The sequence below is a fragment of the Streptomyces sp. PTY087I2 genome (assembly GCF_001687325.1).
Lineage (GTDB): Bacteria > Actinomycetota > Actinomycetes > Streptomycetales > Streptomycetaceae > Streptomyces.
On the sequence record NZ_LZRD01000028.1, the window covers coordinates 41,453 to 56,091 of the forward strand.

Here is a 14,639-nt window from a genome sequence, read left to right on the forward strand (position 1 = left end):
CGGGCGGGCCACAATGGGCAAGTGACCAGCCCGCCCCGCCTCGACGCCCTCCTCCACCCCCGGCTCCCCTCCCCCTTGCAGGAGGTCCGGGACGAGCACTTCGCGCGCCGCGGGGTGCGGCTGCTTCTCAAGCGGGACGATCTGATCCATCCCGATCTGCCGGGCAACAAGTGGCGCAAACTCGCCCTCAATCTGGAGGCCGCCGCCGGGCGCGCCGTGCTCACGTTCGGGGGTGCGTACTCCAACCATCTCCGGGCCACTGCGGCGGCCGGGCGGCTGCTGGGGTTCGGGACCGTCGGGGTCGTGCGTGGCGACGAGCTGGCACACCGGCCGCTCAACCCCTCGCTGGCCCGGTGCGCGGCCGACGGGATGCGGCTGCACTTCGTGGACCGTACGACGTACCGGGCGAAAGCCTCCCCCGAGGTCCTGGCGGGGCTGCTGAGCCGCTTCGGGGACGTGGTGGTCATCCCGGAGGGCGGCAGCAACGCCCTGGCCGCACAAGGCTGTACGACGCTGGGGCGCGAGTTGGCCGGTGAGGTCGATGTGGCGGCTGTGGCCTGTGGGACCGGCGGGACCCTGGCCGGACTTGCCGCCGGGCTGGGTCCCGGGCAGCGGGCGCTGGGCGTTCCGGTGGTCGGCGGCGGCTTCCTGGCCGGGGAGGTGGCGCGGCTCCAGCGCGAGGCGTTCGGCGGGCCGGCCGGGGACTGGTCGCTGGAGGAGCGCTTCGCCTTCGGCGGCTACGCCCGTACGGCCCCGGAGCTGGACGCCTTCGCCGACGGCTTCGAGGACCGGCACGGGCTGCCCGTGGAGCGCGTCTACGTCGCCAAGCTGCTGTTCGCGCTGACCACGCTGGCCGGCGAGGGGGCGTTCGTGCCGGGTACCCGGGTGGCCGCCGTGATCACTGGCGCCCCGGACGCGCCGCTTCAGGAGTCGTCCGTCTCCCGGTAGGCGGCCGCCTCCTCCAGGTCCAGCCGGCGCAGCAGCGTACGCATCATCTCGTCGTCGATCCGCCGCTCGTCCCGGAGCCGGACGAAGACCGCGCGCTCGGCCTCGATCATCTCCCGCGACAGCCGCCGGTAGGTGTCGTCCGCCGATTCACCGGTGACCGGGTCGGCGGCGCCCAGCCGCTCCCAGACGGCGTTGCGGCGGCGCTCCAGCACACTGCGCAGCCGGTCCGCCAGCGGTGGCGGGAGGCTGTTGCGCGGGTCGTCGAGCAGCTCCCGCAGCCGGGCCTCCGCCGCCTCGGACGCCTCGCTCTGGGCCTGCGCCTCGACGAGCGTGACGGCCTGCGGATCGGGGCCCGGCAGCTTCAGTACGCGGACGAGCACGGGCAGGGTCAGGCCCTGGATCACCAGCGTTCCGATGACGGTGGTGAAGGTCAGGAACAGCACCAGGCTGCGGGCCGGGAACGGTTCGCCGTCCTGTGCGACCAGCGGGATCGAGAACGCGACGGCGAGCGAGACGACCCCGCGCATCCCGGCCCAGCCCACGATGAGCGGCGCGGTCCAGTCGGTGCCGGGCTCGCGCTCCCGGACCCGCCGGGACAGCCACCGGGGCAGATAGGTGGCCGGGTAGACCCAGATGAAGCGGACCACGACGACGGCCAGGAAGACCGCGGCCGCGTAACCGATGGCCTCCCCGACGCCGAACGGGCCGAGCTCCTTCAGGACGAACGGCAGCTGGAGACCGATCAGCGCGAACACCGTGGACTCCAGGATGAACGCCACCATCTTCCAGACGGCCGCTTCCTGGAGCCGGGTGGCGAAGTCGACCTGCCACGAGCGGTGGCCCAGATAGAGGGCGACGACGACCACGGCGAGGACACCGGAGGCGTGCACCCGTTCGGCCGCCGCGTACGCCACGAAGGGGATCAGGAGGGACAGCGTGTTCTGGAGGAGCGCTTCCTTGAGGTGCGTGCGCAGCCAGTGCAGCGGCACCATCAGCAGCAGCCCGACGCCGACCCCGCCGATCGCGGCGAGCAGGAACTCGCCGATCCCGGCGCCCCAGCTCATCCCCTCCCCCACCGCCGCGGCCAGCGCCACCCGGAACGCGGTGATCGCCGTGGCGTCGTTCACCAGGGACTCGCCCTGGAGGATCGTGGTCACCCGGGCGGGCAGCCCGACCCGGCGGGCGATCGCGGCGGCCGTCACGGCGTCCGGCGGGGCGACGACCGCCCCCAGGACCAGCGCGGCGGTCAGCGGCAGCTCCGGGACGAGCCGGTACGCCAGCCAGCCCACCGCCACGGTCGCGAAGAGGGTGTAGCCCACGGACAGCAGGGCGACCGGCCGGATGTTGGCCCGCAGATCCAGGTAGGAGCTGTCCAGGGCCGCCGTGTGGAGCAACGGCGGAAGCAGCAGCGGAAGGACGACATGGGCGTCCAGGTGGTACGTCGGGACGCCCGGCAGATAGCCGGCCACGAGCCCCACGGCCACAAGCACGAGCGGGGCGGGCACCGGGGTGCGGCGGGCCGCGCCGGCCACCGCAGCACTCACGGCGACCAGGGCGATCAGCGGCAGCGCGTCCATCCCACCGTCCTCGATCCGTCGTAACCTGCCCATCATGAGCGAGTGCGCGCATACAGCGGATCTGCCACGCCCCGAGCCCGAGCCGCTCGGCGACACGTGTCCCGAGTGCCTGGAGGCGGGCACCCACCCCGTGCAGCTGCGGCTCTGTCTGACCTGCGGGCACGTCGGCTGCTGCGATTCGTCGCCGCTGCGGCACGCCACCGGACACTTCCGGGCGACCGGTCACCCCGTGATGCGGAGCTTCGAGCCGGGCGAGAGCTGGCGCTGGTGCTTCGAGGACGGTTCGATCGTCTGACGTCTGGGTACGTCAATGCGGCGCCGGTTCTTCGTAATTGGACGCCGCAGACCCCTAGCCACTGTCCGTACTCATGGGCTTACCATGAGTGACGGTCGCGGTGTGGGGTCCGTACGACACGGCATCATGGATCCGATAACGTCGCCGAGCCGAAGAACCGTCGACGGACCGCATGGCTCCGGGCCACCCTTCCCGGAACCTCGAAAGAGTTTGTGCCACCTTGGAGGTGAGGGTGTCCCAGATCGCAGGCGAGCCCGGGAATCAGGACTTCGTAGAAGTCCGGCTGCCCGCTGCGGGTGCCTACCTGTCGGTGCTGCGAACGGCCACGGCCGGTCTCGCAGCGCGTTTGGACTTCACTCTCGACGAGATCGAGGATCTTCGCATCGCGGTCGACGAGGCCTGCGCGATCCTGCTCCAGCAGGCCGTGCCGGGCTCCGTCCTCAGCTGCGTCTTCCGGCTCGTCGACGACTCCCTCGAAGTGACGGTGTCGGCGCCCACCACCGACGGCCGGGCGCCCGAGCGCGACACCTTCGCCTGGACGGTGCTCTCCGCACTGGCCGGCAAGGTCGACTCCACGGTCGCGGACGACCGTACGGTCAGCATCAGCCTCTACAAACAGCGCGGCGCGGGCCCCGGGCCGGCGTGAGCGACGGGAACGGGGACGGTCCTGTGCGGGACGAGACGATCCGATCCGGGGTGGTGCGCCCAGCAGGCATCCCGGAGCAGCAGGCCCGGCCGCATCCGGAGGACGGAGCGGACGGGCCCGAGGGCTTCGACGTCGCGGTGGAGCAGCAGTCGCAGGCAGAGCGGGCAGGCCAGATGAGCGAGCACGGGCACCACGATCCACACGACCGCAGCGGGGCCCGGGCCCTGTTCTTCGAGCTGCGGGAGCTGCCCGACGGTTCGCCGGAGAAGGCCGAGCTGCGCAACCGGCTGGTGCGCATGCATCTGCCGCTGGTGGAGCATCTGGCCCGCCGTTTCCGCAATCGCGGCGAGCCGCTGGACGATCTGACGCAGGTCGCCACGATCGGGCTGATCAAGTCCGTGGACCGGTTCGACCCGGACCGGGGCGTGGAGTTCTCGACGTACGCCACTCCCACGGTGGTCGGCGAGATCAAGCGCCACTTCCGGGACAAGGGCTGGGCGGTGCGGGTGCCGCGTCGCCTCCAGGAGCTGCGACTCTCGCTGACCACGGCCACCGCGGAGCTCTCCCAGCAGCACGGCCGTTCGCCGACCGTGCACGAGCTGGCCGAGCGGCTCGGCATCTCCGAGGAGGAGGTGCTGGAGGGCCTGGAGTCGGCCAACGCGTACAGCACGCTCTCGCTGGACGTGCCGGACACGGACGACGAGTCGCCGGCCGTGGCGGACACGCTGGGCTCGGAGGACGAGGCGCTGGAGGGCGTGGAGTACCGGGAGTCGCTCAAGCCGCTCCTGGAGGACCTGCCGCCGCGCGAGAAGCGGATCCTGCTGCTGCGCTTCTTCGGGAACATGACCCAGTCGCAGATCGCCCAGGAGGTCGGCATCTCGCAGATGCACGTCTCGCGGCTGCTGGCCCGCACCCTGGCGCAGCTGCGCGAGCGGCTGCTCGTCGAGGAGTGACGCGTACGGCGGAAGGGCTCAGGCGTCCGGAAGGGCTCAGGCGTCGGGGGTCGGCCTCGGCCCCCGACGGATGCCCAGGTCCTGGGTGGTCGCCGGGTTCAGGACGAGCACGAGGCCGGTGACGGCGACCACCGCGAGCACGATCCCGGTGGGGATCAGCGCGCCCTGCGAGCGCAGCAGCGTCCAGGCCACCGGCAGCGCCATGATCTGGGTGATCAGCGCGGGCCCCCGGCTCCAGCTGCGCAGCAGCAGCAGTCCGCGGGCGGCGATCAGCGGGATGGCGCCGAGCGCGACCAGGGTGATCCCGACCGTCTCCGCCTGCTGCGTGCTCTCCAGCTTCCCGAGCAGCCCCATGATCAGCAGGTAGATCCCGCCGACGGCGAGGGCCACGCCTTCGAGGGCGTTGACCCCGGCGAGGACGGTGATCCTGGTCGGGCGCTCCGCGGTGGCGGGCGACGGCGTGGACGGTGTCTGCTGAGTGCTCACGCCTTTCAGGTTGGCATCCCCGGGGCCCGGAAGTGAAGCCGGGGTGCGCGCGAGCCCCACCCGTTCGGCGGTCGACCGCGGCGGACCGTCACGCTCCGTCACCGCCCTGGAGCGTAGTGAACCGGGGCTTCGGTCCCGAACCGCCCGGTAGGTAGGCTGGCCGTCATGCGCGCACTCCTCGTGGTCAATCCAGCTGCTACCACCACCAGTGCCCGCACCCGTGACGTGCTCATCCACGCGCTGGCCAGCGAGATGAAGCTGGAGGCGGTGACCACGGAGTACCGGGGGCACGCGCGGGATCTCGGGCGGCGGGCCGCGGACAGCGAGGACATCGATCTGGTGGTCGCCCTCGGCGGCGACGGCACGGTGAACGAGGTCGTGAACGGGCTGCTGCACCGGGGCCCGGACGTGGACAGCCTCCCGAAGCTCGCCGTGGTCCCCGGCGGGTCCACGAATGTCTTCGCGCGCGCCCTGGGGCTGCCGAACGACGCGGTGGAGGCGACCGGCGCGATCCTGGACGCCCTGGAGAACCGGACCGAACGCACGGTTGGTCTGGGCCTGGCCGCCGGCACCCCGGGCACCGAGGACGAGTCCGTTCCCGAACGCTGGTTCACTTTCTGTGCCGGACTCGGGTTCGACGCCGGAGTCGTCGGCCGGGTCGAACAGAAACGCGAGGGCGGCAAGCGTTCGACGCACGCCCTGTACGTACGCCAGGTGGTGCGGCAGTTCCTGAACGAGGCCCACCGCCGGCACGGGACGATCACGCTCGACGTGCCCGGCCAGGACCCGGTGACCGACCTCGCGCTCTCCATAATCTGCAACACCGCCCCCTGGACCTACCTGGGCAATCGCCCGGTCTACGCCTCGCCGAAGGCCTCCTTCGACACCGCGCTGGACGTCCTCGGACTGAAGCGTCTGTCCACTCCGGCGGTGGCCCTGTACGGCACCCAGCTGCTCACTTCGAGCCCCGAGAAGGGGCCGCGCGGGAAGCATGCCGTTTCACGGCATGACCTCACGGACTTCACCTTGCATTCAAAGGTCCCACTGCCCTTCCAGATGGACGGTGACCACCTGGGACTGCGTACGAGCGTGACGTTCACAGGCGTACGCCGTGCACTGCGTGTGATTGTGTGAGTGGAAGGGCCGAAAGTCCTTTAACTCGAACGTTTGGACTGGGTCCCACCCCCAAGAAGTGCGCCTGTGACCTAGTCGACACCGAGGAATCAAAAAAAACTTTCCAGAAGGGGTTGTATCCGTCGCTGAGGTTTGGGAATCTCTTCATGGCGATCGGGACGGCCCGCAACACCGGCCTCCACTGAGAGCCAGAACCCCTCCTCACCATCACAGACCACACCCAGTCCATCTGGGGGTCGGCCCGTCATCTGCGGGGGGATTCGTGAAAGCGTTCACATTCACAAGCAACAAACGTGTAATACCAAGGAGAGGTAGCAGCCATGGACTGGCGTCACAACGCCGTTTGTCGTGAGGAAGACCCCGAGCTGTTCTTCCCCATCGGCAACACCGGTCCTGCGCTGCTGCAAATCGAGGAAGCCAAGGCTGTCTGCCGCCGCTGCCCCGTCATGGAGCAGTGCTTGCAGTGGGCGCTCGAGTCCGGCCAGGACTCCGGCGTCTGGGGTGGCCTCAGCGAGGACGAGCGCCGCGCGATGAAGCGCCGCGCCGCTCGCAACCGGGCGCGTAACGCCAGCGCCTGAGCGACCCCCGCAACAAAGCCTCAGCCCGGCGGCGCGTACAGAGCGTACGCACAGCCCCGCCTTCGAGTCGCAGCGCGCAGTACCCCGGAGCGCATCGCAACGTGAGCATCACGGAGCGGGCCCGGACCGTCACCACGGTCCGGGCCCGCTCTGTTGTGTGCGTCCGGCATGGGGCGCGCTCGGCTACTTGAGACCCTGCACCGGGAGGTCCAGCACCACCTGGGTGCCGCGCCCGGGGGCCGGGACCATGCCGAACGTGCCGCCCAACTCCCCCTCCACCAGCGTCCGTACGATCTGGAGCCCGAGGTTGCCGGCCTGCTTCGGGTCGAACCCCTCGGGCAGACCGCGCCCGTCGTCGGTGACGGTGATCAGCAACCGCCCCTCGGTGGGCGATCCGCCGCGCACGGCCGAGACCTCGACCGTGCCGTGGTCGGCCAGGGTGAAGGCGTGCTCCAGGGCGTTCTGAAGCACCTCGGTCAGCACCATGGAGAGCGGGGTGGCGACCTCGGCGTCGAGAATGCCGAAGCGTCCGGTGCGCCGGCAGGTCACCTTGCCCGGGGAGATCTCCGACACCATCGCGATGACCCGGTCGGCGATCTCGTCGAACTCGACCCGCTCGTCCAGATTCTGGGACAGCGTCTCATGGACGATGGCGATCGAACCGACGCGCCGGACCGCCTCGTTGAGGGCTTCGCGGCCCTGCTCGGAGTCCATCCGGCGGGACTGGAGGCGCAGCAGGGCGGCCACCGTCTGGAGGTTGTTCTTCACCCGGTGGTGGATCTCCCGGATGGTCGCGTCCTTGGTGATCAACTCGCGTTCGCGGCGGCGCAGTTCGGTGACGTCCCGCAGGAGGACCAGGGAGCCGATCCGGACGCCCTTGGGCTTGAGCGGGATGGCCCGGAGCTGGATCACGCCGCCCGCGCACTCCACCTCGAACTCGCGGGGCGCGTAACCGCTGGCCACCTTGACCAGGGCCTCGTCCACCGGCCCCCGCGACGGGGCCAGTTCGGCGGTGACGGTGCCGAGGTGGTGGCCGACCAGGTCGGAGGCGAGGCCGAGACGGTGGTAGGCGGAGAGGCCGTTGGGGCTGGCGTACTGGACGATCCCGTCGGCGTCGAGCCGGATCAGCCCGTCGCCCACGCGCGGGGAGGCGTCCATGTCGACCTGCTGGCCGGGAAAGGGGAAGGACCCGGCGGCGATCATCTGGGCCAGGTCGGAGGCGGACTGGAGGTAGGTGAGCTCCAGCCGGGAGGGGGTACGCACGGTGAGCAGGTTGGTGTTGCGGGCGATGACGCCGAGCACCCGGCCGTCACGGCGTACGGGGATGGACTCGACCCGTACGGGCACCTCCTCGCGCCACTCCGGGTCGCCCTCGCGCACGATCCGGCCCTCGTCCAGGGCCGCGTCCAGCAGCGGGCGGCGGCCGCGCGGCACCAGGTGGCCGACCATGTCGTCCTGGTAGGAGGTGGGCCCGGTGTTGGGGCGCATCTGGGCGACGGAGACGTACCGCGTGCCGTCGCGGGTGGGCACCCACAGCACGAGGTCGGCGAAGGACAGGTCGGAGAGCAGCTGCCACTCCGAGACCAGCAGATGCAGCCACTCGAGGTCGGTGTCGCTCAGAGCGGTGTGCTGGCGGACGAGGTCGTTCATGGAGGGCACGTGTGGAGCGTACCTGGGGTTACCTCGGGCGTTCGAACCACTCGGCCCGATGAGCCGTGCAGGTGTACGGAGGTATGACGATGGACAGGCGGGGCGGCCGGCCCGAGAATGTCGTGCACACGGATGGACACGAGTATTGGTCTAGTCCACAATGTTCATCAAGACCTCCGCTCTCCCCGCACAGGAGAGTGGACCGAGGCACCCGGCGCTCTCTGCCCTGACCGCGCCGGTGCCTCCAGTGGCCGGGGGCACCGCACACCGCCGGCCAGGTAGCTCCGGGCTGCGGTGCCGGATGGGCTGAGGGTCCCATCCCGGCGCCGCGGCCCGCGGGTGTTTTCGGGGCGCTGCCGCCTCCGGTTCTCAGCGGGTCTCGGTGACCTTTGCCAGGGCGCGGGGCGCGTCGGGGTCCTGGCCCCGGGCGATCGTCACCTCGTACGCCAGCATCTGGAGCGGCAGGATCTCCAGGACCGGCTGCACCTCCTCCGGGACGCCCGCCGTGGGCAGCGAGAAGCCGGCCGACGCCGCCTCCACCTGGGCCTTGGGGCCGACCACGAAGAGATCCGCGCCGCGGCCGCGCAGCCGGTCCAGCACCGGCTGGAGGGCCTCGCCGCCCCGGCCGTCGGTGACCACGGCGATCACCGGGGAGATGTTGTCGACCATCGCCAGCGGGCCGTGCAGCAGATCCGCGCCGGAGTAGGAGAGAGCGGGGATGTAGCTGGTCTCCATGAGCTTCAGGGCCGCTTCCTTGGCCGTCGGGTAGCCGTAGCCGCGCGAGGTGATCACCATGCGTTCGGCGAAGCGGTAGCGGGAGGCGAGCGCCTTGACCTCGGCCCGGCGGCCCAGGATCGCGCCCGCGAGGTCGGGCAGGCCTGCGGCGGCCTCGATGCCGTCGCGGCCGCCCAGGCCCTCCACGAAGAGGTACAGGGAGAGCAGGGACGCGGTGTACGTCTTGGTGGCCGGGAGCGCCTTCTCCGGGCCGGCCAGGATGTCGATGTGGTACTCGGAGACGGCCGCCAGCGCGGAGTCCGGGTTGTTGGTGACGGCGAGCGTGACCGCCCCGGCCTCCCGGGCGGCCTTCGTGGAGGCCACCAGGTCCGGTGAGCCACCCGACTGGCTGACGGTGATCACGAGGACGTCCCGCAGATCGGGCTTGGCCCCGTACGCCGTCGTGGTGGACATGGAGGCGAGGCCGCAGGGCAGGCCGAGGCGGATCTCCAGCAGGTACTTCGCGTAGAGCGCCGCGTTGTCGGAGGTGCCGCGCGCGGTGAGCAGGACGAAGCGGGGCTTGCGGGCGGCGATCTCGGCGGCCACCTCGCGGATGCGGGGCGCGCCCCGGTCGAGGATGCGGCGCAGCATCGCGGGCTGCTCGGCCATCTCGCCGGACATGATGCGTCCGGGCTCGTCGCCCCGGCCGCCCGGGTCGACCGGGAAGGTGGCGGACATGTGGGGGCCTCCCTGCGCTGTCGGCTGCGGTGTCGCCGCATGTGTGCGGTGTCGCCGTACGTATTGCGGTGTCGCCGTACGTAGGTGTCGTCGTACGTAGGTGTTCGTACGTACCGGACAAGTCGACCAGGCAATTCCGTGGGCCGCCAGCGGGCCGCCGGTTCGTGGACTGTTCTCCGTACGGCTGCCCGATTCTGCTAAATTGGAGTTTGATTGGTCTATACCACCTCCTCCTCTAGTCAGATCGGCAGGCACAGCGTGGAAGTTGTCATCGTCCCGGACGCCACGGCAGGCGGCGAACTGATCGCGGAGGCCATCGCCGCGCTGCTCCGCCGCAAGCCCGACGCCCTGCTCGGCGTTGCCACCGGCTCGACCCCGCTGCCCATCTACCGCGCGCTCGCGTCGAAGGTCGCCTCCGGCGCGGTCGACGCCTCGCGCGCCCGGATCTGCCAGCTCGACGAGTACGTCGGGCTGCCCGCGGGTCACCCGGAGTCGTACCGATCCGTGGTGCTGCGCGAGGTCATCGAGCCGCTCGGGCTCTCCGAGGCGTCCTTCATGGGCCCGGACGGCGCGGCCGAGGACGTCCAGGCGGCCTGCGAGGCGTACGACCGGGCGCTGGCGGAGGCGGGCGGCGTCGACCTCCAGCTGCTGGGCATCGGCACGGACGGGCACATCGGCTTCAACGAGCCGTGCTCCTCGCTCGCCTCGCGTACCCGGATCAAGACGCTGACGGAGCAGACGCGGGTGGACAACGCGCGCTTCTTCGACGACGACATCGAGCAGGTGCCGCACCATGTGATCACGCAGGGCATCGGGACGATCCTGGATGCCCGGCATCCGATCCTGCTGGCCACCGGTGAGGGCAAGGCGGAGGCCGTCGCGCAGACGGTGGAGGGTCCGGTCGCCTCGATCGTGCCGGCGTCGGCGCTCCAGCTGCACCCGCATGCGACGGTGGTGGTGGACGAGGCTGCGGCGTCGAAGCTGAAGCTGGCGGATTACTTCCGGGCCACGTATGCGGCGAAGCCGGGGTGGCAGGGGTTGTAGGGCTTCGCCCCTCGGCCCCTTGATGCTGTACGGGGCAGGGCCGGGACGCCGTTGTTCGGTGTCCCGGCCCTTTGCCGTGTTGTGCGGCCCGTCCGGCGGGAGGGTCTGTCCTCAATCGCCGGACGGGCTTGATTTTGGCCGGGGCCTTGGCTGCGGGCCCCCGGGCCTCAGGTTCTGTCCTCAAGCGCCGGACGGGCTTGATTTTGGCCGGGGCCTTGGCTGCGGGCCCCCGGGCCTCAGGCTTTGTCCTCAAGCGGCGGACGGGCTGGAATTGGCCGGGCCTTGGCTGCGGGGCCCTCGGGCTCAGGCCTTGTCCTCAAACGCCGGACGGGCTGGGATGTCGCCGGACGGGCTGGAATTGGTCGGCCCGGACGGGCCCGGTCAGGTCAGGACTTCGTGCCGGTCAGCGCTTCCGCTGCTGCCTGGCCGCAGACCCTTGCCGCGCCGTGTGTGGCCACGTGCAGGGCGCCCCTCGGGGCCGACTGGGGCAGGCCCATCTCGACCACCACCGTGTCCGGGCGGGTCGCCAGCAGGGTGTCCAGGGCCGCGCCCATCCAGGCGTGGCGGTGTTCGTCGCGGACCACGGCGACGATGCGCCGCTCCCCCGCCGCCGCCAGGATCGCGTCCGCGACGGCCGCGGTCTCCTCGGTGTAGGTGTCCGTGTCGGTGCCGGGCAGGATCCTGTCCAGCTCGGCGGCGATGCCCCAGGGGGTCTCGTCGCCGACCGCGATGTTCGCCACCGCGCCGAACGAGGCCACGTACGCCGCCCCGGTGAGACGGTCGCCGGTGCCGGTCACCCGGACCGCGCGGCGGGCGGCGATCAGGCCGATGTCGGAGCTGACTCCGGTGCCGGGCGCGGTCCCCTCCTGCACTGCCGCGCCCGACTCCCGGATGTCCCCCCGAACCCTCTGCGTCCAGGACGCCAGGGCTCGTACTCGGGCGGCCGCGTCGGCGAGCCGCTCCTCGGTCAGTTCCCCACTGCGCACGGCCGCGACGAGGGCGTCGCGCAGCCGCAGCACCGTCTCCTCGTCGGCCAGGCCGCCGCCCACACAGATGGCGTCGGCGCCCGCCGCGAGGGCGAGGACGGACCCGCGCTCGATGCCGTACGCACCGGCGATGGCGTCCATCTCCACGGCGTCCGTGACGATCAGGCCGTCGTAGCCCAGCTCCTGGCGCAGCAGACCGGTGAGGATCTGCGGGCTCAGGGTCGCCGGGCGGTCCGGATCGAGTGCGGGAAGCAGGATATGCGCGCTCATCACCGATTTGGAACCCGCGGCGATGGCCGCCCGGAAGGGCACCAGCTCACGGGCGTGCAAGGTGTCGAGGTCCACATCGATGCGGGGCATCGCGAGGTGCGAGTCGACCGCGGTGTCGCCGTGTCCGGGGAAGTGCTTGGTGCAGGCGGCGACGCCGGCGGCCTGGAGCCCCTCGATGTACGCGGCGGTGTGCCGGGCGGCCAGCCGGGTGTCGGCGCCGAAGGAGCGTACGCCGATGACCGGGTTGCCCGGGTTGGAGTTGACGTCGGCGGACGGCGCCCAGTTGAGGTTGACGCCGCACTCGGCGAGCCGGCGGCCGAGTTCCTGGGCGACGGCCCGGGTGAGGTGGACGTCGTCCACCGAGCCGAGCGCGAAGTTGCCCGGGAACGAGGAGCCGTGCGTGACCTCCAGGCGGGTCACGTCGCCGCCCTCCTCGTCGATGGCGACGAGGACGTCGTCCCGCTCGGCGCGCAGCCGCTCGGTCAGCGCGGTGAGCTGCTCGGGCGAGGTGATGTTGCGCCCGAACAGGCCCACGGAGGCGAGGCCCTCACCGACGCGGCGCAGCAGCCAGTCCGGTGCGGTGGTCCCGGTGAATCCGGGCTGGAGCACGGCGAGCGCGTCGCGCGTCACCGTGTCCGTGGTGGAGACGAGGGTGGTCATGGGCCCGCACTATCCCTTCACGGCGCCGGAAGTGAGGCCTGCGGCCATCTTCTTCTGGATGATCATGAAGAACACGACGACGGGGAGGGCGATCATGGTCGATGCGGCCATGAGGGCGCCGTAGTCCGTTCCGCGCTCGGTCGTGAACGTCATCAGCCAGACGTTCAGCGTGTACTTGGAGTTGTCGTTGATCAGGATGTACGCGAAGAGGTACTCGTTCCACGCGTTCACCAGGGCGAAGATCGACGCGGCGGCGAGCCCGGGGGCGAGCAGCGGGAAGATCACCCGGCGGAAGGCCTGGAAGCGGGTGCAGCCGTCCACCATCGCGGACTCCTCCAGCTCCACCGGGATGTTCACGACGAAGCCGCGGATCATGATGGTGGCGAAGGGCAGCGTGGAGACGAGGTAGACGACGATCAGGCCCCAGTACTCGTCGACGCCGCCCATCGCGTTGAGCTGGGCGTAGATGGGGATGAGCATCGCCGTCGGCGGCAGCATCTGGACCAGGATCATGACCAGGACCAGGGCCTTGCGGCCGAAGAACCGGAACCGGCCGATCGCCAGGGCCGCCAGCGTCGCGATGATCATGCCGCCGACCACCGCGGTGACCGCGACGATCAGGCTGGACTGGATGGCGGTGACGAAGTTCTGCTGCTCGGTGGCCCGGACGAAGTTGTCGAAGGTGATCGACGTGGGCCACAGGGTCTGGTCGTAACTGCGGATCTCGTGGTTGGGCCGCAGGGCGCTGATGACCAGCCAGTAGACCGGGAAGACCATGACCAGGGCGATACCGAGGCCGATGATGTCGAGGTGGAGCCGGGTCTTCTTGCGGTCGGGCCGCAGCGCCGGTGTCGTCTCGGTCGTGCTGCTCATTCGACCTCTCCCGTCTTCATGAGCTGGCGCAGGTAGTACACGGCCACGCCGGACAGCAGCAGCACCGTGATCAGAGCGATGGCGGAGCCCTGGCTGAAGGAGGTGGACTCGAACGCCTTGGAGTAGGAGTAGAGGCCGAGGGTCTCGTACTCCGGCTCGGGCTTGTTGCCGCGCAACAGCCAGATCTGGCCGAAGACGTTGAAGTCCCAGATCACCGAGAGGGTGGCGACCATGGTGAAGACCGGCTTGATGACCGGCCAGGTGACGAACTTGTAGATGCCGTACGCGCTGGCGCCGTCGAGGGCGGCGGCCTCCTCCAGTTCCTGGGGGACCTGGGTGAGGGCGGCGTACAGGGTGACGACGACGAACGGGATGGCGCCCCAGACGACCAGCAGCGTGATGATGCCGAAGCCCTGGACGGGGTTGAGGTACCAGTTGTGTCCGAGCCAGTCCTCGCCCACGACCTTGGCGATCAGGGTGTTGATCAGGCCGTAGTCGGAGTCGGCCATGAAGCGGAAGATCGAGGCGGCGACCATCAGCGGCATCGACCAGGCGGCGATGAGGCAGGCGGTGAGCACCAGCCGGACCCAGGTGGAGAGCTTGCGCATGAGCAGGGCGACCAGCAGGCCGATGCCCATCGTCAGGGTCACGCAGACGGCCATGAAAACGACCGTGCGGAAGGTGACCCACCAGAACTCGGAGTCGCCGAGGATGTTGGTGAACTGCTCGAAGCCGACCCAGGGGGCGGGATCGCCGGTCCACAGCTCGCGGCGGCCCATGTCCTGGAAGGACATGACGACCGTCTTGCCGAGGGGATAGAGATAGACGGCGGCGATCGCCACGATCGCCGGGAGGATCAGGAAGTAGGGGAGGAGTTCACCCTTCTTCCGCTTCCTCTTCTGTACCCGGGGCGCATCGTCGTCGTGGGACGACGTGCCGACCGCCTGCGGGTCGGGTGGTACGGGGACCGGCGGCCCGGCGGCCTTGGTATCAGCGGCAGACACGTGGCTGACCTTCCATCGCGGGTCCGGGGCGGGCCCCGGAATTCACGGCGTTCTTGCGGGAAAGGCGCGGGGGCCCGGCACTG

The 14,639-nt window shown here is 70.6% G+C and carries 14 protein-coding genes; 7 read left to right on the forward strand and 7 right to left on the reverse strand.

The features are described from left to right. Window positions 1-21 precede the first annotated feature (21 nt). The gene (locus A3Q37_RS28095; protein ID WP_065488545.1) at window positions 22-948 is read left to right on the forward strand and encodes a 1-aminocyclopropane-1-carboxylate deaminase/D-cysteine desulfhydrase; all 927 of its coding nucleotides are present in this window, start codon (window positions 22-24) and stop codon (window positions 946-948) included. Here the strand turns inward: A3Q37_RS28095 and A3Q37_RS28100 are convergent. Further along, window positions 924-2,525: a Na+/H+ antiporter gene (locus tag A3Q37_RS28100; protein ID WP_065488548.1), complete on the reverse strand. Its 1,602-nt coding sequence runs from the start codon at window positions 2,523-2,525 to the stop codon at window positions 924-926. The genes A3Q37_RS28095 and A3Q37_RS28100 overlap by 25 nt on opposite strands. Before the next feature lie 34 nt (window positions 2,526-2,559). Here A3Q37_RS28100 and A3Q37_RS28105 point away from each other — a divergent pair, with 34 nt between their 5' ends. From A3Q37_RS28105 to A3Q37_RS28115, 3 genes are all read left to right on the forward strand, one after another. Then, window positions 2,560-2,820 (forward strand): UBP-type zinc finger domain-containing protein, encoded by a 261-nt coding sequence (locus A3Q37_RS28105; RefSeq protein WP_065488550.1) that lies wholly within the window; start codon window positions 2,560-2,562, stop codon window positions 2,818-2,820. Window positions 2,821-3,052: 232 nt separating this feature from the next. Continuing rightward, the gene (locus A3Q37_RS28110) at window positions 3,053-3,466 is read left to right on the forward strand and encodes an anti-sigma regulatory factor (RefSeq protein ID WP_003966375.1); all 414 of its coding nucleotides are present in this window, start codon (window positions 3,053-3,055) and stop codon (window positions 3,464-3,466) included. A 23-nt stretch (window positions 3,467-3,489) separates the two neighbouring features. Continuing rightward, window positions 3,490-4,419 (forward strand): RNA polymerase sigma factor SigF, encoded by a 930-nt coding sequence (locus A3Q37_RS28115; RefSeq protein WP_065488552.1) that lies wholly within the window; start codon window positions 3,490-3,492, stop codon window positions 4,417-4,419. Between the two features lie 36 nt (window positions 4,420-4,455). Here A3Q37_RS28115 and A3Q37_RS28120 read toward each other — a convergent pair whose 3' ends face one another. Further along, on the reverse strand, window positions 4,456-4,905 hold the full coding sequence (locus tag A3Q37_RS28120) for a hypothetical protein (protein ID WP_065488554.1): 450 nt from the start codon (window positions 4,903-4,905) through the stop codon (window positions 4,456-4,458). A 165-nt stretch (window positions 4,906-5,070) separates the two neighbouring features. On the opposite strand from A3Q37_RS28120, the gene A3Q37_RS28125 reads away from it, so the two are divergent. Then, window positions 5,071-6,039, forward strand: coding sequence for a diacylglycerol kinase family protein (locus A3Q37_RS28125; protein ID WP_065488556.1), 969 nt, complete (start codon window positions 5,071-5,073; stop codon window positions 6,037-6,039). Between the two features lie 320 nt (window positions 6,040-6,359). Next, window positions 6,360-6,617, forward strand: a complete 258-nt coding sequence (locus A3Q37_RS28130; protein WP_003953983.1) for a WhiB family transcriptional regulator — start codon at window positions 6,360-6,362, stop codon at window positions 6,615-6,617. A 183-nt stretch (window positions 6,618-6,800) separates the two neighbouring features. Here A3Q37_RS28130 and A3Q37_RS28135 read toward each other — a convergent pair whose 3' ends face one another. Beyond that, window positions 6,801-8,267: a sensor histidine kinase gene (locus A3Q37_RS28135; protein WP_065488558.1), complete on the reverse strand. Its 1,467-nt coding sequence runs from the start codon at window positions 8,265-8,267 to the stop codon at window positions 6,801-6,803. Between the two features lie 369 nt (window positions 8,268-8,636). Next, complete coding sequence (locus tag A3Q37_RS28140) at window positions 8,637-9,719, reverse strand: SIS domain-containing protein (RefSeq protein WP_065488560.1); 1,083 nt, start codon at window positions 9,717-9,719, stop codon at window positions 8,637-8,639. Between the two features lie 258 nt (window positions 9,720-9,977). Between A3Q37_RS28140 and nagB the strand changes: the two genes are divergently transcribed. After that, the gene (gene nagB / locus A3Q37_RS28145) at window positions 9,978-10,763 is read left to right on the forward strand and encodes a glucosamine-6-phosphate deaminase (RefSeq protein WP_032778839.1); all 786 of its coding nucleotides are present in this window, start codon (window positions 9,978-9,980) and stop codon (window positions 10,761-10,763) included. 386 nt (window positions 10,764-11,149) lie between these two features. On the opposite strand, the gene A3Q37_RS28150 is transcribed toward nagB, so the two are convergent. Genes A3Q37_RS28150 through A3Q37_RS28160 form a run of 3 tightly spaced genes read right to left on the reverse strand, consistent with a single transcriptional unit; the run spans window position 11,150 to window position 14,556 of the window. Beyond that, window positions 11,150-12,679 (reverse strand): glycoside hydrolase family 3 protein, encoded by a 1,530-nt coding sequence (locus tag A3Q37_RS28150; RefSeq protein WP_065488567.1) that lies wholly within the window; start codon window positions 12,677-12,679, stop codon window positions 11,150-11,152. A gap of 9 nt (window positions 12,680-12,688) precedes the next feature. After that, window positions 12,689-13,552: a carbohydrate ABC transporter permease gene (locus A3Q37_RS28155; protein WP_065488570.1), complete on the reverse strand. Its 864-nt coding sequence runs from the start codon at window positions 13,550-13,552 to the stop codon at window positions 12,689-12,691. Next, window positions 13,549-14,556: a carbohydrate ABC transporter permease gene (locus A3Q37_RS28160; RefSeq protein ID WP_065488571.1), complete on the reverse strand. Its 1,008-nt coding sequence runs from the start codon at window positions 14,554-14,556 to the stop codon at window positions 13,549-13,551. The genes A3Q37_RS28155 and A3Q37_RS28160 overlap by 4 nt, the downstream gene beginning before the upstream one ends. Between the last annotated feature and the right edge of the window lie 83 nt (window positions 14,557-14,639).

What these genes read in the sequence shown, in the direction of transcription:
- A3Q37_RS28100 (WP_065488548.1), bottom strand. Translation starts at nt 2,525, where the DNA reads ATGGACGCGCTGCCGCTGATCGCCCTGGTCGCCGTGAGTGCTGCGGTG.
- A3Q37_RS28105 (WP_065488550.1), top strand. Translation starts at nt 2,560, where the DNA reads ATGAGCGAGTGCGCGCATACAGCGGATCTGCCACGCCCCGAGCCCGAG.
- A3Q37_RS28125 (WP_065488556.1), top strand. Translation starts at nt 5,071, where the DNA reads ATGCGCGCACTCCTCGTGGTCAATCCAGCTGCTACCACCACCAGTGCC.
- A3Q37_RS28130 (WP_003953983.1), top strand. Translation starts at nt 6,360, where the DNA reads ATGGACTGGCGTCACAACGCCGTTTGTCGTGAGGAAGACCCCGAGCTG.
- A3Q37_RS28135 (WP_065488558.1), bottom strand. Translation starts at nt 8,267, where the DNA reads ATGAACGACCTCGTCCGCCAGCACACCGCTCTGAGCGACACCGACCTC.
- A3Q37_RS28140 (WP_065488560.1), bottom strand. Translation starts at nt 9,719, where the DNA reads ATGTCCGCCACCTTCCCGGTCGACCCGGGCGGCCGGGGCGACGAGCCC.
- A3Q37_RS28150 (WP_065488567.1), bottom strand. Translation starts at nt 12,679, where the DNA reads ATGACCACCCTCGTCTCCACCACGGACACGGTGACGCGCGACGCGCTC.
- A3Q37_RS28155 (WP_065488570.1), bottom strand. Translation starts at nt 13,552, where the DNA reads ATGAGCAGCACGACCGAGACGACACCGGCGCTGCGGCCCGACCGCAAG.